Origin of the sequence: Lentzea albidocapillata, from assembly GCF_000719115.1 — a bacterium.
Taxonomy (GTDB): domain Bacteria; phylum Actinomycetota; class Actinomycetes; order Mycobacteriales; family Pseudonocardiaceae; genus Lentzea; species Lentzea albidocapillata.
The window spans coordinates 342,538-364,967 of the sequence record NZ_JOEA01000001.1; the positions used below are offsets into that span (position 1 = coordinate 342,538).

The window sequence follows — 22,430 nt, forward strand, 5'->3', positions numbered from 1 at the left end:
CGCTTCGGTCCCAGGGGCCGGAGCGCGGCAACCTAGCACCAACCCCCGACAGAACCCCGCTCGCGAGCACTCCAAGATCTCAACCTGTCCACAACCCCTGAGTTGTCCACAACCTCGCGGCCGGCCCGGCTCACCACCCGGCCCACCCTCCACAGTGGGCCCATGCCCTCAACCCTCCCGAAGCCGATCCGAGTCCGTGACGCCGGCGATCTCTACGCCGCGATTCCGCACCTGATGGGGTTCCATCCGGCCGACTCGCTGGTAGTGCTGGTACTGAAGGACCATCTGGTCAGCATGACCATGCGCGTCGACCTTCCACGCCCACGACATAGGGGCCTGCTCGCGGCCCAGCTGGAAGGTCCGCTGCAAGAACACGGCGCGTCGGAAGTGATCCTCGTCGTCGTATGCGCGCCGTCCGAGCACATGCCCGAGCAACTGCCGCACGAGCCATTGGTCACCGCCCTCAGACACCGGTTGGGCGGTGTGGGCATCGAGGTCGTCGAAGCCGTGTGGCTGCCGTCGTGCCAGAAAGACGCGCAGTGGCTGTGCTATCTCGACATCGACTGTCACGGCACGTTGCCGGATCCTCAGCTGTCCGCTGTCGCCGCCGCGTCGGCACATGAGGGCAACGTGACGTTCGAGTCGCGTGCTGCCATGGCAGCGATTCTCACGCTGGATCCACCTGAGGCTCTGGAACGCAGATCCATGCTGCTCGACGAGCTCATGACGAGCTCGTCCGACGCTGATCCGTGCACCGAACTGCGCCGGGTGAGCGACGCGATCGACGCTGTGGAGCACCGCAAGGGATCGTTGCCGGACAAGGAGATCGTCGCTCTCTCGAAGGCACTGGCGGTGCCCGAGGTGCGCGACGCGAGCATGGGGTTCGCGGCGCAGCCCAGGTCCAGGCTGGCCGAACGCCTGTGGCTCGAGCTCACCAGGGCCTGCCCGGCACCGGAACGAGCCGAGCCCGCGTGCCTGCTCGCGTTCTACGCCTACCAGCGCGGCGACGGCGGGATCGCGTCCATCGCGCTCGACGTGGCCGAGGAAGCCTGCCCCGGCCACGCGCTCAGCAAGCTCGTCCGAGCCGTCGTCAGTGCCGCGTTCCCACCGTCGGAGATCCGGGAGCTGTCCGTCAAGTACATGGACAGCGCCCGTGAGCTGCTCGCCGGCACTCAGAGCAGTTCGGGCCGCTCCCAGTCCTGATCCAGGACGTGCTCGGCCAGGAACGCCCACACCGTCTCGTACCAGACCCGAGAGTTCCCGGGGGTGAGGATCCAGTGGTTTTCGGTTGGGTAGTAAAGGTATTTCGCATTGACCCCGTGGCGGACGAGGTCGAAGTACAGGCGATGCCCCTCGCCGATGGGAACCCGGTAGTCCTTGTCCCCGTGGATGACCAGCATCGGGGTCTTGATGTCAGCTACCCGCAGGTGCGGGGAGTTCGCCAGGATCCGCTCCGGCTGGGTGAGGGGATCGCCCATCTCCCGCATCCAGAAGTACGAGCTGTCGGTGGCACCCGAGAAGGCGTCGAGGTGCCACAAGGACGCGTGGGTGACGATCGCGCGGAACCGGTCGGTCTGGGTGGCGATCCAGTTGGCCATGTAGCCACCGAACGACCCGCCCATCGCGGCGGTCCGGGACGCGTCGATGTCGGCCCGCTCGACCGCGACATCCGTGATGGCCATGAGGTCGGTGTATGGCTCAGCGCCCCAGCGGCCCCAGCCGGCCTTGATGAAGTCGGGCCCGTAACCGGTCGACAGAGCGGGATCGGGCAGCAGGATGGCGTAGCCCCGCGCGGCCATCAGCCACGGATTCCAGCGCCAGGTCCAGCCGTTCCAGCTCATGACCGGTCCGCCGTGGACCCACAGGACCAGCGGGGCTGGGGACTCGGCGGAGGCGCCTTCCGGCAGCACCAGCCAGGAACGGACGGTCCTGCCGTCGGCGACGACCGTGGAGATCTCCGTGAGGGTGCCGGGCACGGACGGGATGGCGCCGGGTGCGCGCAGCCGTTCCGGGTCCTGATCGGCTCCGGTGGCGGCGAGCCGTACTGGCTGCGGCGGGTGGTCGACCGAGTTGCGCAGCGCGTACAGCGTCTTGCTGTCCGGGCTCACGACCAGATCGCTGTAGTAACCGGAGACCGTCAGCTTCGTGATCTCGCCGGTCCCCAGGTCCAGCCGCCACAGCGGCTGGTGGCCGAGGTGGCTCGCGGTGAAGAAGACCGCCGAGCCGTCCGGGCTCACCACCGGGTGGTCCGGTTCCTCCTGGAAGCCGGGCGCCAGTGGCGTGATCGAGTCGCCGGCCAGCTCGACGCGCACCAGGTCGCGCCGATGTGGGGAGTCCGGAGTGGACTCACGGAACCGGATCGCGATCACGGCGGAGGAGTCGTGCGTGAACGTGGCGCCGTGGAAGGAGAAACCCTCCTCGGAGGCGATCGCCCTCGACGCACCACCGCTCGTGGCCACGATCCGCAGTTCGGTCCTGCGGCCGTAGGAAGCGCTGACGTCCACGGTGTGGCCGTAGACGGCCCACTTCCCGTCTGGGCTGAGCGCGACGTCCTCGTCGCTGAGCCTGTTCTCGGAGTCCTGGGTCAGGTCGGTGACCGTCTCGGCGGTGACGTCCGCGAGAGGGGCCGCCAGCAGCCGCGGGTAGGCCGGACCGAGGTCCGCGTCCCAGTACCGGATCGGGTACGACTCGTGCAGGATCGCTGTCACGCCGGCGTCCTCGCGGGCCTTGCGCTTGGCGTTGTCGTCGTCGCCGAACTCCGTGAAGCGGTACGCCGACGACGTGAACAGCACCGTCTCACCGGCGGCACGCACCTGACCGACTCCAGCACCCGGTCGCAGCACCTCGGCGGCCTCACCGCGGACCGGAAGCCGCCACAGCGCCTTCTTCTCCTTGGACTCGCCCGGCTTCGCGAGCGGGTCCGGGCGGGCCGAGAGGAAGAGCAGCGACCCGTCCGGCGCGAACACGGGGGAGGAGTCGCCCTTGGCGGAGCGGGTGAGCCGGACGGCCTCCCGCTCCCCGGTGGGGTCGACCTCCCAGAGAGCGCCCTGCCACGTCTTGCCGTCCGGCGCGAGCGTGGACACGACCGTGACGAGCCGGGTGCCGTCCGGGGACAGCGCGAGCGACGCGAGCCGCGCGGTGGCGTTGTAGCTCTCGAAGGACGCGAAGTCGGTCATCCCGGCTCAGGCTCCGTGCCGGGCGCGGGTGAAATCCCACGCGTCGCGGACGATGCCGGTGATGCCGGCGCGCTCGGGCTTCCAGCCGAGATCGGCGCGAGCCCGCTCGGCGGAGGCGACCAGCACGGCCGGATCGCCGGCGCGCCTGGGGGCGACGACGGCGGGGATCGGGTGGCCGGTGACCTCGCGGCAGGTGTCGATGACCTGCTTGACCGAGAAACCGGTGCCGTTGCCCAGGTTGTAGATCCGGTGCTCGCCCGCGGTGGCGTTCTCGAGCGCGAGGAGATGGGCGTCGGCGAGGTCCAGGACGTGGATGTAGTCGCGGACGCAGGTGCCGTCCTCGGTGGGCCAGTCCTCGCCGTAGATCGAGATGTGCTCACGCTGCCCGAGCGCGACCTGCAGCACGAGCGGGATGAGATGGGTCTCGGTCGCGTGCCGCTCGCCGATGCTGCCGTAGGCGCCGGCGACGTTGAAGTACCGAAGGCTCGTCGCCGCCAGGCCGTGCGCGGCGGCGTACGACGTGATCGCGTGGTCGATGGCCAGCTTGGTGGCGCCGTAGGTGTTGGTCGGGGCGGTCGGGGCGGTCTCGGGGATCGGCACCTCCCGCGGCTCGCCGTACGTCGCGGCAGTCGAGGAGAAGACGAGCTTCGGCGTGCCGTGATCCTTCATCGCGTCGAGGAGACGAATCGCGGTAAGGACGTTGCCCGTCCAATACTTGCCTGGGTCCTGCATGGATTCGCCCACGAGGGACTTCGCCGCGAAGTGCAGAACGCCGTCGAACCCTTCCGGGGTGACATCGCCGATCACCTCGGCGATGTCACCCCGGATGAAGCGCGCTCCCGCGGGGACGGCGTCCTCGTGGCCGGTGGAGAGGTCGTCGAGGACGACCACCTCGTGCCCGGCCTCGAGCAACCTGGCAGCGCACACACTGCCGACGTATCCGGCCCCGCCCGTGACGAGCAGCTTCACCACAGTCCTCGCATTCCTGATCAAGATCGTTCTTGGCTACCGGTCCCTGCCCGCGCCCGCGGACGGAACCGCCGTGAAGAGCCTCGGCCGCGTGAGCGAGCGCGAGGCGAAGCCGGCGAGCACGGACCGTTCGACCTCGTCGTGCCGTTCGACGGGCACGAGGGCGATGGCCGAGCCACCGAAACCGCCGCCGACCATCCGGGCGCCCAGGGCGCCGGCCGCCATCGCGGAGTCGACGGCGATGTCGAGCTCGAGGCACGAGACCCGGTAGTCGTCCCGGAGGCTGGCGTGGGAGCCCGACAGGAGAGGCCCGACCTCGGCGAGCCGGCCCGAACGGAGCAGCTCGACGGTGCGCAGGACCCTGTCGTTCTCGGTCACGACGTGCCGCACCAGCGGACGCAGCTCTTCGGGCAGCCGGACGAGCGTCTGGTCGAGCTCGGCGATGTCGACGTCGCGCAGCGCGGGGATGCCGAGGATGCCGGCGGCGCGCTCGCACCCGGCTCGCCGGGCGCCGTAGCCGCCGTCGACGAGGGCGTGGCTGGCGCGGGTGTCGATGACGAGAACCTCGAGCCCGCTGGCAGCCGCGTCGAACGCGACCTGCTCGGGCTTGCCGGAGCGCACGTCGTAAAACAGGGCGTGCGCTTCGATGCAGCACAGCGATGCCGTCTGGTCCAGGATGCCGGTCGGTGCGCCCACGAAGTCGTTCTCGGAGCGCTGCACCCAGCGCGCGATGTCCGGCCTCTCGGCGTCGACACCGGCGAGGCCGAGCAGCGCGAGCGCGACAGCGCACTCGAGGGCGTGCGAGGAGGACAGACCGGCGCCGGCGGGCACATCGCCGGCGATGACGAGGTCCGCCCCGCCGGTGACGGCGATCCCCTGCTCGCGGAGGGCCCAGGCGACGCCACCGGGGTACGCGGCCCACCCCTTGACGGTGCCGGGGACTAGGTCGGCGACCACGACCGGGTCCGCTTCCTGCAGCCCGCCGTCGTCGCCCATCGTGCTGACGGTCATGACGCCGTCGGCACGGGGCGACGCCGCTACCGCGATGCGGTGGGGCAACGCGAACGGCAGCACGTAGCCGTCGTTGTAGTCGGTGTGCTCACCGATGAGGTTGACGCGGCCAGGGGCCGACCAGACCCCATCGGGCGCGCGTCCGTGCAGGCGCTGGAACGCCTCGGCCGCCTTTGCCGCCGGTGTAGTCGCCTGGGTCACCGGGCGAGCACCATGACGGCGTGGGCGACCGCGGGGTCGAGTTCTGCCGTGGTGCCGTTACCGCCGCGCACCTGGATGACCTTGGCACCACCGAGCGCCTCGACCTCCACGGTGCCGCCCGGTACGACGCCGGCGGCTTTCAGTTCGGCCATGAGGTCCGGGTCGAGCTGGACGTGTTCGGCGATGCGGCGCACCTCGACGCGGCCGCCACCGCGGCGGGCCACCTCGTCCACGCGCACCAGGTCCGCCTCGGCGGGCGGGGCGGGCTCGCCGTCGCCCAGCTTGTCGAGGCCGGGGATCGGGTTGCCGTAGGGCGAGGTGGTGGGATTGCCGAGCAGCTTGATCAGCTTGCGCTCGACCGCCTCGCTCATCACGTGCTCCCAGCGGCATGCCTCGCTGTGCACGTGCTCCCACTCGAGCCCGATGATGTCCACGAGGAGGCGTTCGGCGAGCCGGTGCTTGCGCATGACGGCGATCGCGAGGTTGCGGCCCTGCTCGGTGAGCTCGAGGTGGCGGTCCTCCGCCACGATCACCAGGCCGTCGCGTTCCATGCGGCCGACGGTCTGGCTCACCGTCGGTCCACTTTGGCCGAGACGCTCGGCGATGCGGGCGCGCAGAGGCACCACGCCCTCTTCTTCGAGCTCGTAGATCGTGCGGAGATACATCTCCGTGGTGTCGATGAGGTCGTTCACACCCGCTCCCCTTCGTATGGTGTCGATGGTAGTCGTGCCGGGGGACACAGGTGTCCGCGCGGGTGCAGGATGTGAGCCGTGCATCCCTTGATCACTCCTGAGGCCCTCGCCGATGCGCTGAGTGCGCGTTCGGCCACCGTCGTGCTGGACGTCCGGTGGCGTCTCGGCGGACCACCCGGACGTCAAGACTACGAGGTCAGCCACGTCCCCGGCGCGGTGTACTTGGATCTGGACACCGAGCTGTCCGCTCCGCCCGGTGCGGGGGGCCGTCATCCGCTGCCGGAACCGGAGCGGCTGCAGGAGGTACTGCGCGCTGCGGGCGTGCGCGAGGGTGCCCAGGTCGTGGCGTACGACGCGGGGGACGGGTCGGTCGCCGCACGGGTCTGGTGGCTGCTGCGGTGGGCAGGGTTCGCGGAGGTCGCGGTGCTGGACGGCGGGTTCGCCGCGTGGGAGGCCGCCGGGCTGCCGGTGACCGCGGAGGTGCCGGCGCCGCTGACGGGGGATGCCGCCGGTGACGTGGTGGTGCGGCCTGGGCAGATGCCCGTGCTCGACGCGGACGAGGCGGAGGCGCTCGCTCGGGAGGGAGTGCTGCTCGACGCTCGCGCGGCGGCCCGGTACCGCGGCGAGACCGAGCCGGTGGATCCCAAGGCCGGTCACATTCCGGGCGCGCTCAACGCGCCGACCACCGGGCATGTCGGAGAGGACGGGCGGTGGCTCGGGCCGGAGGGGCTGGCCGCGCGGTTCGCCGGGCTCGGGGTGTCGGGTGATGTGGCTGTCGGCGCGTACTGCGGCTCGGGGGTGACCGCCTCGTCCGTGGTGCTCGCGCTGGAGGTCGCGGGGATCACGTCGGCCGAGAAGCCAGCGGCGTTGTACGCCGGGTCCTGGTCCAACTGGTGTGCGTTGGACCGAGAGGTCGCGACCGGCGGCTGACGGGCCAGGCCGGGGCCGGACGCTCGCGTCAGGCGCCGGGGATTCGGTTGAAGCCCTCGGTGGCGAGCTTGAGGGCCGTCGCGCAGGTGTCCAGTTCCTCGATCGCGAGGACGCTCACCGAGAAGGCTGGGGTGATGGCGCTCGGGTCGTCGGTCAGCATGACGGTGACCTGGCAGTCCTCCTTGGAGGCGCTGACCTGCCACGCGGTGTTGCCTCCGATCTCGATCTGCTTCTTCTCGCCTTCCTGGTCCGCCACGTCGGGGACGGTGACCATCTGGGTGATGACGGTCGACGGACCCGTGGTCGTGTGGATGCAGCCGCCGTCCGCCGAGGACTTGCCGCCGGTAGCCGCCTCGATGTCCGCCGTCTTGAGGACGCCGCAGGTCTCGAGGCCGGTGGCCTTCTTCTTGGTGGCGATCTTCACATCGCCCTGCTTCTGGGTGGTGGGGCTCGCAGGCTTCGAGGTCGCGGTGCTGGCTGGCGGCTTCTTCGACGTCGTGGTGGGGTCCGCGGCTTCTTGGATCGCGTTGGCGTCCGCCCGGGCCTGACCCTTGACCTGTTCGGCGCAGCCCGAGACGGCGGCGAGGGTCAAGCCCAGTGCGAGGAGGACGGCCGCTGGTCGCAGGTGCATGTCGCCTCTGACCCCTGTTCGGTGAGATCGGTTCCGGGCTCGCGACTGTAGGTTGCTGGGCATGGGTAAGCCAGCCGCTGTTGTCTGGGACAGGTCCTTCCTGGGGTACGACCTCGGTGGCGACCATCCGCTGAATCCGGTTCGGCTCGATCTGACCATCAGGCTCGCCACGGCGCTCGGGGTGCTGGACGGTGTGGAGTTGCGGGTGCCCGAGCCGGCCGTCGATGACGAGATCGAGCTGGTGCACAAGCCGGGCTATCTGAGCGCCGTGCAGGCGGCTCCCACGGCTGGGTGGGACGTCGGGCACGGGCTGGGGACGCCGGACAATCCCGTATTCGAGCGGATGCACGAGGCTTCGGCGTTGGTGGTCGGCGGGTCGCTGGTGGCGGCTCGGGCCATCGCGTCGGGTGAGGCGGATCGGGCCGTCAACATCGCCGGCGGGCTGCACCACGCGATGCCGGACAGCGCGGCCGGGTTCTGCGTCTACAACGACTGCGCGGTGGCCATCGAGTGGTTGCTGCGCAGCGGGGTCGAGCGCATCGCTTACGTCGATGTCGACGTGCATCACGGAGACGGGGTGCAGACGGCGTTCTGGGACGACCCGCGGGTGCTGACGATCTCGTTGCACCAGCATCCGATGAGCCTGTGGCCGGGCACCGGGTGGGCCGGTGAGGTCGGCGGCGCCGGGGCCGAGGGGAGTGCGGTCAACGTGCCGCTGCCCGCCGGGACGCGTGACGGCGCGTGGATGCGGGCATTCCAGGCGACGGTGCCGTCGTTGTTGCGGGCGTTCCGGCCGCAGGTGCTGGTCACGCAGTGCGGTGTCGACACGCACAAGGAGGACCCGCTCGCCGACCTGTCGTTGAGCGTGGATGGGCATCGGGCGATCTATCAGGCGTTCCGGGACCTGGTCACCGAGCACGGGTACAAGTGGCTCGCACTCGGTGGCGGTGGGTACGAGCTGCTCAGGGTGGTGCCGCGGTCGTGGACGCACCTGCTGGCCACGGTGCTGGACCGCGATGTCGACCCGAACCGGCCGTTGCCCGCGGACTGGGTGGCTCATGCGACACGGATCGCACCTGAATGGCCTTTGCCTGCGTCCATGACCGATGGATGCGACGCTGGGTACCAGCCGTGGGGCGGGGACGCGGAGGAGCCGGTGGACAAGGCGATCCGTGAGACCCGGCGCGCGGTGTTCCCGTTGCATGGCCTCGATCCCGACGACCCCAGGGACTGACCAAAGTGCCGGACAACGTGCCTGAAGCAGTGCCAGGCAGAGATCCGTTCGACTTCCCGAGGAGCTGGGAGGCGGACGTCGTCCTCAGCGACGGCGGCACCGTCCACCTGCGGCCGATCACGCCGGACGACGGCGAGAAGCTGCGGGAGTTCCACGGGCGGCTGTCCGAGCGCACCCGGTACTTCCGGTACTTCGGGCCGTATCCGCGGATCCCGCAGCGCGACCTGGAGCGGTTCAGCACCGTTGACCACCATGACCGGGTGGCGCTCATCGCGCTCTTGGGCGACGACATCGTCGCCGTCGGCCGGTTCGACCGGCTCCACGGCGACAACCACGGGGACGACCAGAGGGGTGACAGCGCCGAGGTCGCGTTCGTTGTCGAGGACGGACATCAGGGGCGCGGGGTGGGCAGCATCCTGCTCGAACACCTCGCCGCCGCGGCCAAGGAGGTCGGGCTGGCCCGGTTCGAGGCCGAGGTGCTCGCCGAGAACGGGCAGATGGTGCGGGTGTTCCGCGACGCCGGCTACCAGGTCAGCAGGGCGTTCGAGGAGGGCGTGCTGCACCTGGAGTTCGCGATCGACCCCACAGACGAGTCCGTCGCCGTCGCCCGGGCCCGCGAGCAGGCCGCCGAGGCCCGCAGCGTGCACAACCTGTTGCACCCGCGCAGCATCGCCGTCATCGGCGCGTCCACCGACCCGACCAAGATCGGGCACGCGGTCCTCAAGAACCTCCTCGAAGCCGACTTCAACGGGCCCGTCTACCCCGTCAACGCAGAGCACCGGGCGGTCCGCGGCGTCCGGGCCTACCCGACCGTGCTCGACATCCCCGACGACGTCGACCTCGCCGTCGTCGCCGTGCCCGCGGCCAGCGTCGACGAGGTCATGGACGGGTGTCTCGCCAAGGGCGTGAAGGCGCTCGTCGTCGTCAGTTCGGGCTACGGCGAGACGGGACCTGACGGGCTGTCGGCCGAACGCAGGCTCGCGGCGGAGGCGAGAGCGCACGGCATGCGCGTCGTTGGTCCGAACGCACTGGGCGTGATCAACCTCGACCCCAAGATCCGCCTCAACGCGAGCCTCGCCCCGAAGCTGCCCGCACGGGGCCGCGCGGGCTTTTTCTGCCAGTCCGGCGCCCTCGGCACGGCCATCCTCGCCAACGCCGCGGGCTGGGGTCTCGGCCTGTCCACGTTCGTCTCGGCCGGCAACCGCGCCGACGTCTCCGGCAACGACCTGCTGCAGTACTGGGAGACCGACCCCGCCACCGACGTCGTCCTGCTCTATCTGGAGTCGTTCGGCAACCCCCGCAAGTTCGCGCGGCTCGCCCGCAGGCTCGGCCGCACCAAGCCCATCGTCGCGGTGAAGTCCGGCCGGCACGCCGTCGTTCCCGGCCTCGCCGCCACCGGCGCGAAGGTCGACGAGGCGAGCGTCCAGGCCCTGTTCGAGCAGGCCGGCGTGATCCGGGTCGACTCGCTGGCGCAACTGTTCGACACCGCGCTCCTGCTGGCCCACCAGCCACTGCCCAAGGGCAAGCGCGTCGCCGTCGTCGGGAACTCCACCGCGATCGGCCTGCTCGCCGCCGACACACTGCTCGCCCAGGACCTCGACCTCGCGGGGTATCCCGTCGACGTCGGGGCCCAGGCCACCCCCGAGGAGTTCGCGAAGGCCGTTCAGGAGGCCCTGGACCGCTCCGACACCGACGCCCTCGTCGTCGTGTTCGTGCCTCCGATCGCGGTCCCCGGCGCCGCCTACGCCCGCGCGCTCAAGGAAGCCGCGCACGGCTCGAAACCGATCGTCTCCACGTTCCTCGCGGTCGAGGGCATTCCAGACGAGCTGAAGATGCCCGGGAAGGGCTCGATTCCCAGCTACGCCAGTCCCGAACGCGCCGTGCTCGCCCTGGCCCGCACCGTCCGCTACGCCCGCTGGCGCGCCGCACCGCAGGGCAACTTCACCCGGCCCGGCGGCATCGACCTCGACCGGGCGCGATCCATTGTGGACAACCCTGGCAGCGAGCTCCGCCTCGACGACCGCAAAGCCGTCGATCTGCTGGAGTGCTACGGCATCGACGTCGTTCCGTTCCGCATCGCCCACAGCGCGGACGAGGCTGTCGAAGCGGCGGACGAGCTCGGCTACCCCGTCGCGATGAAGGCCACCAGCGAACGCCTCCGCCACCGCACCGACCTGGTCGGCGTCAGGCTCGACATCGCCCAGCGCGAATCGGTCAAGGCCGCCTACCACGACCTCGCCGCGCTCTCCGGAAAACCGGACGTGTACGTGCAACGCATGGCGCCCAAGGGAGTCAGCTGTGTCCTGGGCCTGCAGGACGACCCGAGCTTCGGCACGCTGATCTGGTTCGGACTGTCGGGTCTGGTCAGCGACCTCCTCGGTGACCGGGCCTACCGGGCGGTACCCCTCACCGACACCGACGCGGCGGAACTCGTTGCCGCACCGAAAGCAGCGCCTCTGCTCACCGGGTACCGCGGCGACGAACCCGCGGACCTGAAAGCACTTCAGGATCTGGTACTCCGTTTGGCGGCACTGGCCGAGGACCTTCCGGAGGTGCGTTCGCTGAAGCTCGAACCCGTTCTTGCTTCTGCCGCAGGGGCTTTCGTGAGCAGCGCCCGCATCGTCATCGGCCCGCCTCCGTCCCTGCACGACGCCGGTCCACGCCGTCTGCGGTGACCGCGGAACTGATGAGTTACCGCAACGATTCCGATGTTTCGTTCGCTCGCAGCTATGGACATGCGTCCTTTGGGCGCTTAGGTTTCCCGCATCACCGGGCAGCGCCGAACGAGGTGGGCAGGCGCATGCCCGTGGAATACGCGTTGTAGTTGATGACCGCTGTAAGAGGGACGAATGACGCCGAGAGCACTTCTCCGCCTGGTGGCGACAACATGTGCGGCCGTGCTCCTGCTCGCCTCGTGTGCCGGCGGCGACGGGTCCGGCATGGCCAGCAAGGTCAGCTCGAGCGACCGCATGGTCATCGCCGTGTCGTACGACCAGCCGGGACTGGCGGTGCGCAGGCTCGACGGCAGCTACCGCGGGTTCGACGTCGACGTCGCCAAGTACATCGCGAACGAACTGGGCGTCAAGGAGCAGGACATCACCTGGAAGGAAGCGCAGCCGGGCAACCGGGAGACGCTCCTGACCAGCGGTGAGGCCGACATGGTCGTCTCCACCTACTCGATCACGGACAAGCGCAAGCAGATCGTCGACTTCGTCGGCCCGTACTTCGTCGCCGGCCAGGACCTGCTGGTGCGCATGAACGAGACCCGCATCGAGGGCCCGAAGTCGCTCAACGCCACTCTCCGCCTGTGTTCCACCGCCGGCTCCACGTCCGCCGAGTACGTCCGCGACCAGTTCGCGAAGGACGTGAAGATGGTCGAGTACGCGAAGTTCAGCGACTGCGTCACGGCGCTGCTCGCGGAGAACGTCGACGCCGTCACCACCGACGACGTGCTGCTCGCGGGCTACGCCGCCCAGAACCCGGAGCTCCTGCGGGTCGTCGGCGACCCGTTCAGCAAGGAGGAGTACGGCGTCGGCCTGCACCGCGACGACCCGAGCAGCAAGGCCAAGGTCCAGGCCGCGTTGCAGAAGATGATCGACACGGGTGCCTGGCGCAAGTCGCTCGAGGTCAACATCGGATCTTCCGGCTACAAGATTCCCGACCCGCCGAAGCTGGCCCCGTGATCACACTGGGCGTCACGTAGGCTCACGCCACGTGAACCGCGTCCCGCCGCACCGCGCTGATCGACCCGTTCGCGCGGGCATTCCAGAACACGGCCGAGTCCCGCGTTACTACGCGGTCAAGGCCGAACTGTTCGACCTCGTCGAGAACCTCGGTGAAGGCACCGTCCTGCCGTCCGAACGCGAGCTCGCCGAACGGTTCTCCGTGTCGCGCGTCACGCTGCGCCAGGCCGTCAGCGAACTCGTGCTCGAAGGCAAGCTGATCCGCCGCCAGGGCAGCGGCACATTCGTCGCGCCACCGAAGCTCGTGCAGCCGTTGTCGCTGGTCAGCTACACCGAGGGCATGCGCCGTCAGGGTGTGGAGCCGAACCGCACGGTGATCACGGTCGAGGAACTGGGCGCCGACGACGGCCTGGCCCGCGACCTGATGCTCGAACCGGGCGACCCGATCGTGCACCTCGAACGCGTCCTGCTCGCCGACGACGAACGCATCGGCCTCGAGTCGACCTACCTGAGCCTCGGCCGCTTCCCGGACCTGCTGGAGAAGCTCGACCCCGCCGGATCGCTCTACGCGTGCCTGACCGAACGGCTCGGCGTGCGGTTCGCCGAGGCCGAGGAACGTGTCGAGACGGTGCTCGCCACGCCCCGTGAGGCGCTGCTGATCGGCACGAACCCGGCGCTGCCCATGCTGCTGCTGCACCGCGTCTCCTACGACGTCGACGGCCACCCGATCGAACGCGCCCGATCGCTCTACCGCGGTGACCGGTTCAGCTTCGTCGCGAGGCTGCACGCGGACCGTTAGTGCGATTCATCCAGCATGGAACACCGGCGGTCCCCGAAGCGCCTGAAGATCATGGCGCTGGAACCGGAGATCGGGCTCGTCGGCAGGGACGACATCACCGCACTGGTGGCGTCCCTGGTGGAACGCCGCGCGAAACACCCCCTGCCGGTGATCGTCGCGTTCGGCCCCGGCGGCAGCGGCAAGACGTCGTGGTGCTGCTCGTGTTGTACGGCGCGGCTTTCTACCTTCAGCACAGCACCCACTGCCTGCGTTACGGCATTCTCGAACCCGTCGAGCTGGTCGCGGACCTCCGGCGAACGCACGCGAATGTCCAAGATGGACGGAGCGCAGTCCGGTGAAGACGTCAAACGATTCGCCGACGGCAGGCTCTACTTCAAGACGTTCGCGTGGACGCCGGGCCGCGAGCCGGTTCCCCAGCCGACGCAACAGTTCTTCACCACGCACGAGGTCGCTCAGAAGAAGCACACGCAGGGCATTCCTTTCGGGCCCCAACGGACTCGTTCCGCTCGCCTATGGCGCCGTCAGCGTTGTCGCGCGGCAACCCCCGTTGGGGCGTCACGAGAAAACGTCTACGACGAGCTGCGCACTTTGCGTGACTTCCCGGGCGCGTCCGGGAGGCTGACGTTCGACCGGACCGGCGCGAGCGGCACGTCCGGCGCCGACCCGGTCGACAAGCTTGTCGTGAGCCAGATCGTCAAGTTGGACAACGGTTTCCTCGCGTCGCATTACGTCTCCCACGAAGGAACGTGACCACCAGGTGACGTGACTGCGGGTCACCGGACCCCGTGCGGGCGCAGGAAGATACCGCCCGTTCGCACTCGTTTCCCGCCAGAGCAGCGGAGGTACTGTTGTTGTCACGAACTTCAGGACGTCCGCAACGGTGCGGAGGAGCGGGGGTGTGCCGTGTCCTTCAAGGCGGAGTTCCTCGCAGAACTCGAGGACTGTCTGCGCGGTTACGGCGCGGTCCCGGTGAGCAATCCCGACGCACTCGCGTTGTTCATCGAGTTCGTGCGAGCTCTTCCGGCGACCGACCAGAGGCTGCGGTGTCTCGAAGGCGTCGACCAGGGGTCCGGATCGTTCTGGAACAACCCGGCGGTGTGGTGGGAGCAGGTGCCGAGGTTCGGCGCGGGACTGTCGCGTTGCGGGTCGGCGGAGTGCCGCAAGTTGCTGGACGACATGCTGGACGAGGCGATCAGCGACGAGATCGACGTCCTCGAGATGGAGATCCGCGAGCTGCCCAGCTGATCCGGACATGCCTGCCGGCGCCGCCACCTGTTACGGCCACGGCGCCGGGGCTTCCAGCACTATTTGACGGCGACCAGCGACTTGAAGAGTTCCCGATAGCGGTGGAGAGCCAGTCGCAGGTCCTCGGTCTGTGGATCACTGTTTCCCTCGAGTTGCTTGGTGAGGGAACGGTGCCGGGTGTTCAGTTCCTCGAGCGCGCGCGTCACGAGGTCGTCTGCCTTGCGGACGGCCGACTTCGGGTCGTCGACGAACTCGTACTGCACCGCCTGCCACTCGTCCTCGAGCTTGCTGGACGGTCGCTGCCCGGTGCGGTCGTGTTCGCCGCGCTGCGGTTCCGTGCGCTGGTGTTCAGTTCGCTGTGCTTCGGCATGCTGAACGTCGGCCCGCTGGCCGTCAGTCCGTTGCGCGTCGGTGCGCTGTGGCTGCTGCGGCATGCGCTCGGTCTGCGGGGTGTGCTCTGTCTGTTGCGGCCGAGCCGGAATGGGAACCCCAGCGGCGTGAGTCGGTGCCTCAGACATCGGTCTTCTCCTTCCGCACGGCTTCCCTGGCCTTGCGCGGTGCCGCACCGTGTTCGAGCAGATCGGTGAAGAGTTCGCGGTAGTGCACCATCGCGGTGCGCAGGTCCTCGGTGCTCGCCTCGCCGATCTCCTGGCGCTCCGAGATGTCGTGTGCCTTGCGGTAGTGCTCCAGCGTCTTCGCGTGTTCGACGGACAGAACGCTCAGCTGCGCCTCGTACCCCTCGGTGGGGTAACCGCGCTCGGCCATCAGATCCGTCACGAGCCGGTCCGCGTCAGCGATGGCGCTCTGCGGCGAGTCGACGAACTTCGCCTGCACGTTCGCCCAGTGCCGGCGGTAACTCTCCTGCGCCGTCTGGGAAAGCGGCTTCAGGTCGAACTCGCTGTGGCGATGCTCGCGCTCGGCGAGTTCCTTCTCCGCGGTCGTTCTGCTGTCGCTCTCGGTGACCGCGCGGTCATATTCGGGGCCGAAGCGGTCGCGTAGCTTCTTGCGCTGCATGGCGGGCCTCAACACGAACGCGAGGACCACCAGCACCACGAGAACCGCGACCACCAGGCCGATGATGGCGCCCGTTGACATGGAAAAACCTCCAAGACAGGCAAAAAAGACTCTGCTGTCCCGGAGGCTTTCCCCTACGCACCAAAGGGAAACATCAACCCTTGATGCAAACGACCTGCTTGAGCTTGGCGACCACCTCGACCAGGTCGGACTGGTTCGCCATCACGGTGTCGATGTCCTTGTAGGCGCCCGGAATCTCGTCCACCACACCGGAGTCCTTGCGGCACTCGACACCACTTGTCTGAGCGGCGAGATCCTGCGTCGTGAACGTCTTGCGGGCCTTGTTGCGCGACATCCTCCGGCCGGCGCCGTGTGACGCCGACTCGAACGAGTCGGGGTTTCCGAGCCCGCGCACGATGTACGAACCGGTGCCCATGGAACCCGGGATGATGCCCAGCTCACCACGGCCGGCGCGGATCGCACCCTTGCGCGTCACCAGCACGTCCTCGCCGAAGTGGTTCTCCTCCGAGACGTAGTTGTGGTGGCAGCTGATCGGCTCCTCGAACGCGATCTGCGGGAACTCGGCGCGCAACACGTCGCAGACCAGGCGCAGCATCACCGCGCGGTTGCGTCGCGCATAGTCCTGAGCCCAGTACAGGTCGTGACGGTACGCCGCCATCTCGGGCGTGCCCGCGAGGAACACGGCGAGGTCCGGGTCCGGCAGTTCGGAGTTGTGCGCGAGCGCGCGCGCCACCGAGATGTGGTGCTGCGCAAGCTCGTTGCCGATGCCACGCGATCCGGAGTGCAGCATGACCCACACCCGCTGGTCGGTGTCCAGGCAGACCTCAAGGAAGTGGTTGCCACCGCCGAGCGTGCCCATCTGGTGCATCGCCTTGTCGGCGCGCGCCTTCACGACCGGCGTCAGGTCGTCGAACTTCCTCCAGAACGTGCCCCAGTCGGACGCGTCCCTCTCGGTGAACGCGGTCGCCTTGTGCTGGCCGAAACCGACGGGAACCACGGCCTCCATGCGGGACCGCAACCCGCGCAGCGTCTCCGGCAGGTCGTTGGCCGTGAGCGAGGTGCGCACGGCGGCCATGCCGCAGCCGATGTCCACGCCGACCGCCGCGGGGGAGACGGCGTCGCGCAGCGCGATCACCGAGCCCACCGTGGCGCCCTTTCCGTAATGCACGTCGGGCATGACCGCGATGTTCTTCACGGCCCACGGCAGCGCGGAGATGTTCTGGAGCTGTCGCATGGCGAACTCCTCGACCTCGTCCGGTCGAGTCCACATTCGGATGTCCACGTTCTGGCCGCGGACCACAGTTGCTGCCATGACTACGAGGTTAGGCCGCGTTTTGCTTGTTCCACAAAGGATTTTCCTCGGCGCTGACGAACTCCCAGGTGCCCTTGCGCACCTTCGCCTTGCGGATGTCGCCGCCGATGCCGGTGACGAACGCCCGCACAGTCGGCAGGTCGTCGACGTCCGCGATGAGGATCGCCTTGTTGTGCAACGTGACGCTGCCGCCGCCGAGCTTCTCGCGCGCGATCGCGTCCGCGAGAAGGCCTTCGCGGACCTGCGTCGCGGTGATGCCGTCGACCTCGACCTGGACGGCGTCGACCTTCGGCGAGTTCGCGGGCAGGAAGCGGAACGTGAGCACCGACTCCTGCCGGAACTGCTTGCTGATCGTGGACGCGGTGTGGCGCAGGCTTTCCTCGTCGAGGGTGACGTCGAACTTGCGGGACCGCTCGAACGTCGTCTGCTGCAGTTCGCTCGACCAGAACACGCCGTCGAGCAGAGTCGAACGGGTGGTGAGGCCACCGTTGGCGCGCACGATGCCGCGCACCTCGCGGTCGAACCGCACCAGTCCGTCCCGCAACCGCGGGTCGGCGGGGTCGGTGATGATCGCGGTGTTGTTCGTCGCGAAGATCTCCGGGCACGGCAGCGGCGCGCCCGCCGCCGTGCCGGTGGAGACCGCGAACGCCAGTACCGACGTGACTGCCACGAGAAGATTTCGCATGGGCCACAACGTATTGGGAGCGACCCCGTCTGGCACACCCCGTTCCACTCAGCGGGCTACCGCGCGTTTGTGCTTTGAGCCCGGCGACGAGCGCCTCGCCCGATCTGGCAGCTTTGTTCGTTCCAACCGTGTCCGGTGATTGACAGCCACTCCGAACGTGAAAATACTTCGGTCGCATGGAACGCGTGTGCGTCATCGGTGCGGGGTCGTCCGGCATCGCCGCTTGTCAGGTGCTCGGCGCCCGCGGCATCGAGTTCGACTGCTTCGAGACCGGGTCGGAGATCGGCGGCAACTGGCGCTACCTCAACGACAACGGCATGTCGTCGGCCTACCGGTCCCTCCACATCAACACCTCGCGGCAGATGATGGAGTTCAAGTCCTTCCCGATGCCCGCGCGGCTGCCCGCGTACCCCTCCCACTTCCAGATCGCCGAGTACTTCGACGACTTCGTGAAGCACCACGGGTTCCGCGACCGCATCCGCTTCCGGACCGAGGTCACGTCGGTTTCCGTCGCGCCGGGAGGTTATTCCGTCACGACGCGCGATCGCGACACGGGCGAGGAGATGTCGGGTGTCTACCGTTCGGTGATCGTCGCGAACGGGCACCACTGGTCGCCGCGGATGCCCGAGCCCGCGTTCCCCGGCTCATTCGACGGCGAACAGATGCACGCGCATTTCTACAAGACGCCCGAACGATTCGCGGACAAGAAGGTTCTGGTCCTCGGCATCGGCAACTCGGCCTGCGACATCGCGGTCGAGACATCGCGCGTCTCGTCGCGGACGTTCCTGGCCATGCGCCGCGGAGCGCACATCATGCCCAAGTACCTCTTCGGCATGCCCACCGACCACCTGACCACCTCGCCGCTCGCCCGCTTCGCCCCAGCATGGCTGCAGGCGCTGTCCGTGCGGATGATGCTTCGGCTGGCGCGAGGCAAGCTCTCCGACTACGGCCTCCCCGAACCGTCGCACGGCATCCTCGCCGCACATCCGACGGTGTCCGACGATCTGCTCACCCGGCTCGGGCACGGCGACATCACCGTGAAGCCGAACCTGACGCGGCTGGACGGGTCCGGCGTCGTGTTCGCCGACGGGTCGCGCGAGGACGTCGACGTGATCGTCTGCTGCACTGGTTACAAGGTGGAGTTCCCGTTCCTCTCCGCCGCCGAGTTCCCCGCGGTGTCGTCTGCCGACAACGACGTGTCGCTCTATCGGCGGGTCGTGGATCCGGCACATCCCGGGCTGTACTTCCTCGGGCTGATCCAGCCGCTGGGGGCGATCATGCCGCTGGCCGAGGCCCAGTCTGAGTGGGTCGCCGACCTGATCTCCGGGCGCGGGGTGCTGCCTCCGGTGCCGGAGATGAAGGCCGAGATCACCGCTTACCGGGAGAGGCTGCGGCGCCGGTATGTGAAGTCGAAGCGGCACACGCTGGAGGTCGACTTCCTGGGGTATCAGCGGGAGCTGCAGCAGGAACGGCGAGCCGGCGCCGCCCGCCGCTGACTGTTCCGGCCGCGCCGCCGTAGCGCCTGCGCCACCCCGGAGATGTCGATCTTTGCAATGAGTCTTTTGACTTCGTCCGCAAACGTTTTTTGCATGCGGCGTGTGCAGTATGCGATATATCAGTTGGCGGAGGGGCGTGAGCTGCGCCTTAGCAATGGGTCTTTTGACGACGTCGTCAAAAGACCCATTGCCAAGGCGGTGGCGGGTGGGAAATGAGCGGTGAGGACGAGGGCGTCTGGGTACGGTCGGGGTGTGTCGGCGAGTACTCAGGTGATCGTTCTCAACGGTGGGTCCAGCTCGGGCAAGTCGGGGATCGCGCGGTGTCTGCAGGCGGTGTTGCCGCAGGCGTGGCTGGCGATCGGGGTCGACACGTTGATCGACGTGATGCCCGCGCGGTTGCGGCTCGGCTCGGAGGGGATCGGGTTCGCGGGTGACGGCGAGGTCAGCGTCGGAGCCGAGTTCCGGATGCTGGAAGACGCGTGGATGGCCGGGGTCGCCTCGATGGTGCGCGCGGGGGCGCGGGTGATCGTGGACGATGTGTTCCTCGGTGGCGTCGAGTCTCGGCGTCGGTGGGAGAAGGCGCTCGACGGGCTGGGCGTGGTGTGGGTCGGGGTGCGGTGTGATGCCGCCGTCGCCGCCGGGCGGGAGCTTTCCCGTGGTGACCGGGTCGCCGGGATGGCCGAGGCGCAGGCCGAGCTGGTGCATCGCGGGATGAGGTACGACGTCGAGGTCGACAGCGCGAAGTCCGAGGCGGTCGAGTGCGCCAGGGTGATCGCCGCGAGGGTCGCCTGGCTCTCGGCAACTGAGTGATCAGCCGCCGATCAGGAACGCCTCCTCACCAGATCCACAAGTTCGGAACGGGCTTCGCCCCCCACACCCCCACGGCGCCCACGTCCGGTACATGAAGTTGTACGCCCGGCGACCGAGCATCCCATGTCCTCCCAACGACAACGGGGCCGCCGACAAGTGTCAGCGGCCCCGTTCATCCGGATGTCCTCTCAGTGCACGCCGAGCACACCGTCCACCCGGCGCGGAATGCCAAGCGGGTTCGCGTCCTTCAACTCCGCCGGCAGCAACGCGTCCGGCCACGACTGGTACGTCACCGGCGCGATCCAGCGGCGGATCGACGTGGCACCCACCGACGTGTGCAGCGGGTTCGTCGTCGACGGCCACGGTCCACCGTGGTGCTGACCCCACGCCACCGCGACACCGGTCGGCCACGCGTTGAAGATGATCCGGCCCGCCACGTGCCGCAGGACCTCGGCGACCTCACCGGCCTGCGCGTGGTCCGACTCGGCGGCGTGCACCGTGCCGGTCAGCGTGCCGGGCAGCTTCGCCAGCACCGAGTGCAGCTCCTCCGGCGACGAGTACGTCACGACCAGCGCGGCCGGGCCGAAGTGCTCCTCGGTCAGCTTCTCGAGGTTCTCCTCGAACACCTTCACCGAGGTGCTGAACAGCAACGGCGCCACGGCCCACGCCTCGTCCGGGCGGGCACCCGTCGACACGACGGAGACGAGGTCCGACGCGGCCAGCGCGTCTGTGCCCGCCTTGTAGGAGTCGCACATCCGCTCGTTCAGCATCGCGCCACCCGACGATGCGGCGACCGCCTCGCCCAGCGCCTCCACGATCGACTCCGGCGCGAACACCAGACCTGGGTTCGTGCAGAACTGCCCGACACCCATCACCAGCGACTGTGCGAAACCGGCGGCGATCTCCGGGGTGGCCGCGCCGGGCAGGATCACCGTCGGGTTCACGCTGCCGAGCTCGCCGTAGAACGGGATCGGGTCCGGCCGGCCCTGCGCCAGGTCGAACAGCGCCCGGCCGCCACCGGTGGAGCCGGTGAAACCGACTGCCCGCACGGCGGAGTGCTTCACCAGCGCGACACCGGACTCGGTGCCGTAGACGATGCCGAACACACCCTCGGGCGCACCGGCCTCACGCAACGCGTCGATCACCACCCGGGCGGTCTCGCGCGACGTCGACGGGTGCGCCGAATGTGCCTTCACCACAACGGAACAACCGGACGCCAGCGCGGAAGCCGTGTCACCACCGGCGACCGAGAACGCGAACGGGAAGTTGGACGCGGAGAACACCGCGACCGTCCCCAAAGGACGGAGAACGCGCCTCAGCACCGGGCGTGGCGGGATGATGTCCGGGTTCGCCGTGTCCAAAGTGGCCTCGACGTAGCTCCCCTCGCGCAGCACCTCGCCGAACAGCCGCAGCTGGTTCGTCGTGCGCTTGAGCTCGGTCGTCAGCCGCGGCACGCCCAGCGCCGTCTCGCCGTCCGCCGTCTCCACGAGCAACGCAGACTCGGCGTCCAGCGCGTCCGCGACCTTCTCCAGCACCACGGCACGATCCGCCGCCGGAACGACCGACCACGCCGAGAACGCGATGGCCGCGGCTGACGCGATGCGGTCGACCTCGCTGTCGGGGGTCTTCGCAACCGGTTCGCCGAACGGCTGACCGGTGCGCGGGTTGTATCCCTGCACGACGTGGCTCAACGCCCTGCCTCCTTGACTGCCGTGTCGAAATCGGGGCCGCACCAGGCCCCGCCCACGTACTTCGCCGCGGGTGACGAGGGGTCGAGCTCACCGTGCTGCTCCAGCACGGCGGCCGCGTACTCCTCGGAGTCGTCCTGCGGCTCGTAACCCAGCGCGCGGGCCTCGTCCAGCGAGAACCAGCCGCGCTTGTTGCCGGAAACGCCCCACACGACCCGGAATCCCGGTGACGGAGCGGAAAGACACGCCTCGAACAGGCGCGCGCCGTCGTCCGGTGACATCCACGTCGACAACATTCGCACGTCACGCGGCTTCTCGAAACACGAGCCGATGCGGATCGCGATCACGTCCATGCCGTAGCGATCGGCGTACAGCGATCCCAACGCCTCCAGCGCCACCTTGGACACGCCGTAGTAGGTGTCCGGGCGTGGGAACGCGTAGTCGCCCGCCTCACCGTCGGCCCGCTCCAGGTAGCCGACGGCGTGGTTCGAGCTGGCCAGGACGACACGGCGGACGCCGCAACGCCGCGCGGCCTCCAGCAGCGTGTGCGTGCCGTCGATGTTGACGCGCAGGATCTTGTCCCACGACTCCTCGAGGCTGTGACCACCGAGGTGGATCACCGCGTCGACGTCCTTCATCGCGGCTTCCATCGCGGCCATGTCGGTCACCGACGCCTCGACGAGCTCGACGTTCTCGCCGTCGGCGGCCGCGGGCAGTTCCGCGATGTCCAGCAGCCTCAGGACGCGGCCCTCAGTGGCGAGGCGGGTGCGCATGAGCGTGCCCACCCCGCCGCCGGCGCCGGTGATCAGGATGCGTGCGGTCACGGGTTGGAC

At 68.9% G+C, this 22,430-nt stretch carries 21 protein-coding genes; 10 read left to right on the forward strand and 11 right to left on the reverse strand.

Annotated features, from left to right (window positions below):
• Positions 1 to 162: 162 nt before the first annotated feature.
• The gene (locus IG04_RS0101825; RefSeq protein WP_084401718.1) at positions 163 to 1,203 is read left to right on the forward strand and encodes a DUF4192 domain-containing protein; all 1,041 of its coding nucleotides are present in this window, start codon (positions 163 to 165) and stop codon (positions 1,201 to 1,203) included.
• Here IG04_RS0101825 and IG04_RS0101830 read toward each other — a convergent pair.
• Genes IG04_RS0101830 through IG04_RS0101845 form a run of 4 tightly spaced genes read right to left on the reverse strand, consistent with a single transcriptional unit; the run spans position 1,173 to position 6,049 of the window.
• Positions 1,173 to 3,176: a S9 family peptidase gene (locus tag IG04_RS0101830; RefSeq protein WP_030474724.1), complete on the reverse strand. Its 2,004-nt coding sequence runs from the start codon at positions 3,174 to 3,176 to the stop codon at positions 1,173 to 1,175. The genes IG04_RS0101825 and IG04_RS0101830 overlap by 31 nt on opposite strands.
• A 6-nt stretch (positions 3,177 to 3,182) precedes the next feature.
• A complete protein-coding gene (gene galE, locus IG04_RS0101835; protein WP_030474725.1) occupies positions 3,183 to 4,145 on the reverse strand; it encodes a UDP-glucose 4-epimerase GalE in 963 nt (320 codons plus the stop codon).
• Between the two features lie 36 nt (positions 4,146 to 4,181).
• Entirely contained in the window at positions 4,182 to 5,357 is a 1,176-nt protein-coding gene (gene galK, locus IG04_RS0101840; protein ID WP_030474726.1) for a galactokinase, read from the reverse strand.
• The gene (locus IG04_RS0101845; RefSeq protein ID WP_030474727.1) at positions 5,354 to 6,049 is read right to left on the reverse strand and encodes an iron-dependent transcriptional repressor DtxR; all 696 of its coding nucleotides are present in this window, start codon (positions 6,047 to 6,049) and stop codon (positions 5,354 to 5,356) included. The genes galK and IG04_RS0101845 overlap by 4 nt, the downstream gene beginning before the upstream one ends.
• A 78-nt stretch (positions 6,050 to 6,127) precedes the next feature.
• Here IG04_RS0101845 and IG04_RS0101850 point away from each other — a divergent pair, with 78 nt between their 5' ends.
• Complete coding sequence (locus IG04_RS0101850) at positions 6,128 to 6,979, forward strand: sulfurtransferase (RefSeq protein WP_030474728.1); 852 nt, start codon at positions 6,128 to 6,130, stop codon at positions 6,977 to 6,979.
• A 28-nt stretch (positions 6,980 to 7,007) separates the two neighbouring features.
• On the opposite strand, the gene IG04_RS0101855 is transcribed toward IG04_RS0101850, so the two are convergent.
• Complete coding sequence (locus IG04_RS0101855; protein ID WP_030474729.1) at positions 7,008 to 7,610, reverse strand: hypothetical protein; 603 nt, start codon at positions 7,608 to 7,610, stop codon at positions 7,008 to 7,010.
• Between the two features lie 61 nt (positions 7,611 to 7,671).
• On the opposite strand from IG04_RS0101855, the gene IG04_RS0101860 reads away from it, so the two are divergent.
• From IG04_RS0101860 to IG04_RS0101885, 6 genes are all read left to right on the forward strand, one after another.
• Positions 7,672 to 8,844 (forward strand): acetoin utilization protein AcuC, encoded by a 1,173-nt coding sequence (locus IG04_RS0101860; RefSeq protein ID WP_030474730.1) that lies wholly within the window; start codon positions 7,672 to 7,674, stop codon positions 8,842 to 8,844.
• A gap of 17 nt (positions 8,845 to 8,861) precedes the next feature.
• Positions 8,862 to 11,519 (forward strand): bifunctional acetate--CoA ligase family protein/GNAT family N-acetyltransferase, encoded by a 2,658-nt coding sequence (locus tag IG04_RS0101865; protein ID WP_030474731.1) that lies wholly within the window; start codon positions 8,862 to 8,864, stop codon positions 11,517 to 11,519.
• A 222-nt stretch (positions 11,520 to 11,741) separates the two neighbouring features.
• Positions 11,742 to 12,527 carry a glutamate ABC transporter substrate-binding protein gene (locus IG04_RS0101870; protein ID WP_245816381.1) on the forward strand — a complete coding sequence of 262 codons (786 nt, stop codon included), beginning with the start codon at positions 11,742 to 11,744 and terminating at the stop codon, positions 12,525 to 12,527.
• 31 nt (positions 12,528 to 12,558) lie between these two features.
• Complete coding sequence (locus IG04_RS0101875) at positions 12,559 to 13,326, forward strand: GntR family transcriptional regulator (RefSeq protein WP_030474733.1); 768 nt, start codon at positions 12,559 to 12,561, stop codon at positions 13,324 to 13,326.
• 15 nt (positions 13,327 to 13,341) lie between these two features.
• Positions 13,342 to 14,076: a P-loop NTPase family protein gene (locus IG04_RS0101880; RefSeq protein ID WP_030474734.1), complete on the forward strand. Its 735-nt coding sequence runs from the start codon at positions 13,342 to 13,344 to the stop codon at positions 14,074 to 14,076.
• 153 nt (positions 14,077 to 14,229) lie between these two features.
• A complete protein-coding gene (locus IG04_RS0101885) occupies positions 14,230 to 14,571 on the forward strand; it encodes a hypothetical protein (RefSeq protein ID WP_030474735.1) in 342 nt (113 codons plus the stop codon).
• A 59-nt stretch (positions 14,572 to 14,630) separates the two neighbouring features.
• On the opposite strand, the gene IG04_RS43655 is transcribed toward IG04_RS0101885, so the two are convergent.
• The 4 genes from IG04_RS43655 to IG04_RS0101905 all read right to left on the reverse strand — a co-directional run bounded on the left by IG04_RS43655 (position 14,631) and on the right by IG04_RS0101905 (position 17,603).
• Positions 14,631 to 15,089 carry a hypothetical protein gene (locus IG04_RS43655; RefSeq protein WP_144065477.1) on the reverse strand — a complete coding sequence of 153 codons (459 nt, stop codon included), beginning with the start codon at positions 15,087 to 15,089 and terminating at the stop codon, positions 14,631 to 14,633.
• Positions 15,082 to 15,666, reverse strand: coding sequence for a hypothetical protein (locus tag IG04_RS0101895; RefSeq protein WP_030474737.1), 585 nt, complete (start codon positions 15,664 to 15,666; stop codon positions 15,082 to 15,084). The genes IG04_RS43655 and IG04_RS0101895 overlap by 8 nt, the downstream gene beginning before the upstream one ends.
• A gap of 73 nt (positions 15,667 to 15,739) precedes the next feature.
• Positions 15,740 to 16,918, reverse strand: a complete 1,179-nt coding sequence (locus IG04_RS0101900; RefSeq protein ID WP_030474738.1) for an RtcB family protein — start codon at positions 16,916 to 16,918, stop codon at positions 15,740 to 15,742.
• A 10-nt stretch (positions 16,919 to 16,928) separates the two neighbouring features.
• On the reverse strand, positions 16,929 to 17,603 hold the full coding sequence (locus tag IG04_RS0101905) for a hypothetical protein (RefSeq protein ID WP_051768657.1): 675 nt from the start codon (positions 17,601 to 17,603) through the stop codon (positions 16,929 to 16,931).
• A gap of 176 nt (positions 17,604 to 17,779) precedes the next feature.
• Between IG04_RS0101905 and IG04_RS0101910 the strand changes: the two genes are divergently transcribed.
• Positions 17,780 to 19,099, forward strand: coding sequence for an NAD(P)-binding domain-containing protein (locus IG04_RS0101910; RefSeq protein ID WP_036013228.1), 1,320 nt, complete (start codon positions 17,780 to 17,782; stop codon positions 19,097 to 19,099).
• Positions 19,100 to 19,351: 252 nt separating this feature from the next.
• The gene (gene cpt / locus IG04_RS0101915; protein ID WP_245816379.1) at positions 19,352 to 19,909 is read left to right on the forward strand and encodes a chloramphenicol phosphotransferase CPT; all 558 of its coding nucleotides are present in this window, start codon (positions 19,352 to 19,354) and stop codon (positions 19,907 to 19,909) included.
• A 188-nt stretch (positions 19,910 to 20,097) separates the two neighbouring features.
• On the opposite strand, the gene IG04_RS0101920 is transcribed toward cpt, so the two are convergent.
• Together IG04_RS0101920 and IG04_RS0101925 are read right to left on the reverse strand one after the other, a co-directional pair.
• The gene (locus IG04_RS0101920) at positions 20,098 to 21,600 is read right to left on the reverse strand and encodes an aldehyde dehydrogenase (NADP(+)) (protein WP_030474742.1); all 1,503 of its coding nucleotides are present in this window, start codon (positions 21,598 to 21,600) and stop codon (positions 20,098 to 20,100) included.
• A complete protein-coding gene (locus tag IG04_RS0101925; RefSeq protein ID WP_030474743.1) occupies positions 21,597 to 22,421 on the reverse strand; it encodes an NAD-dependent epimerase/dehydratase family protein in 825 nt (274 codons plus the stop codon). The genes IG04_RS0101920 and IG04_RS0101925 overlap by 4 nt, the downstream gene beginning before the upstream one ends.
• Between the last annotated feature and the right edge of the window lie 9 nt (positions 22,422 to 22,430).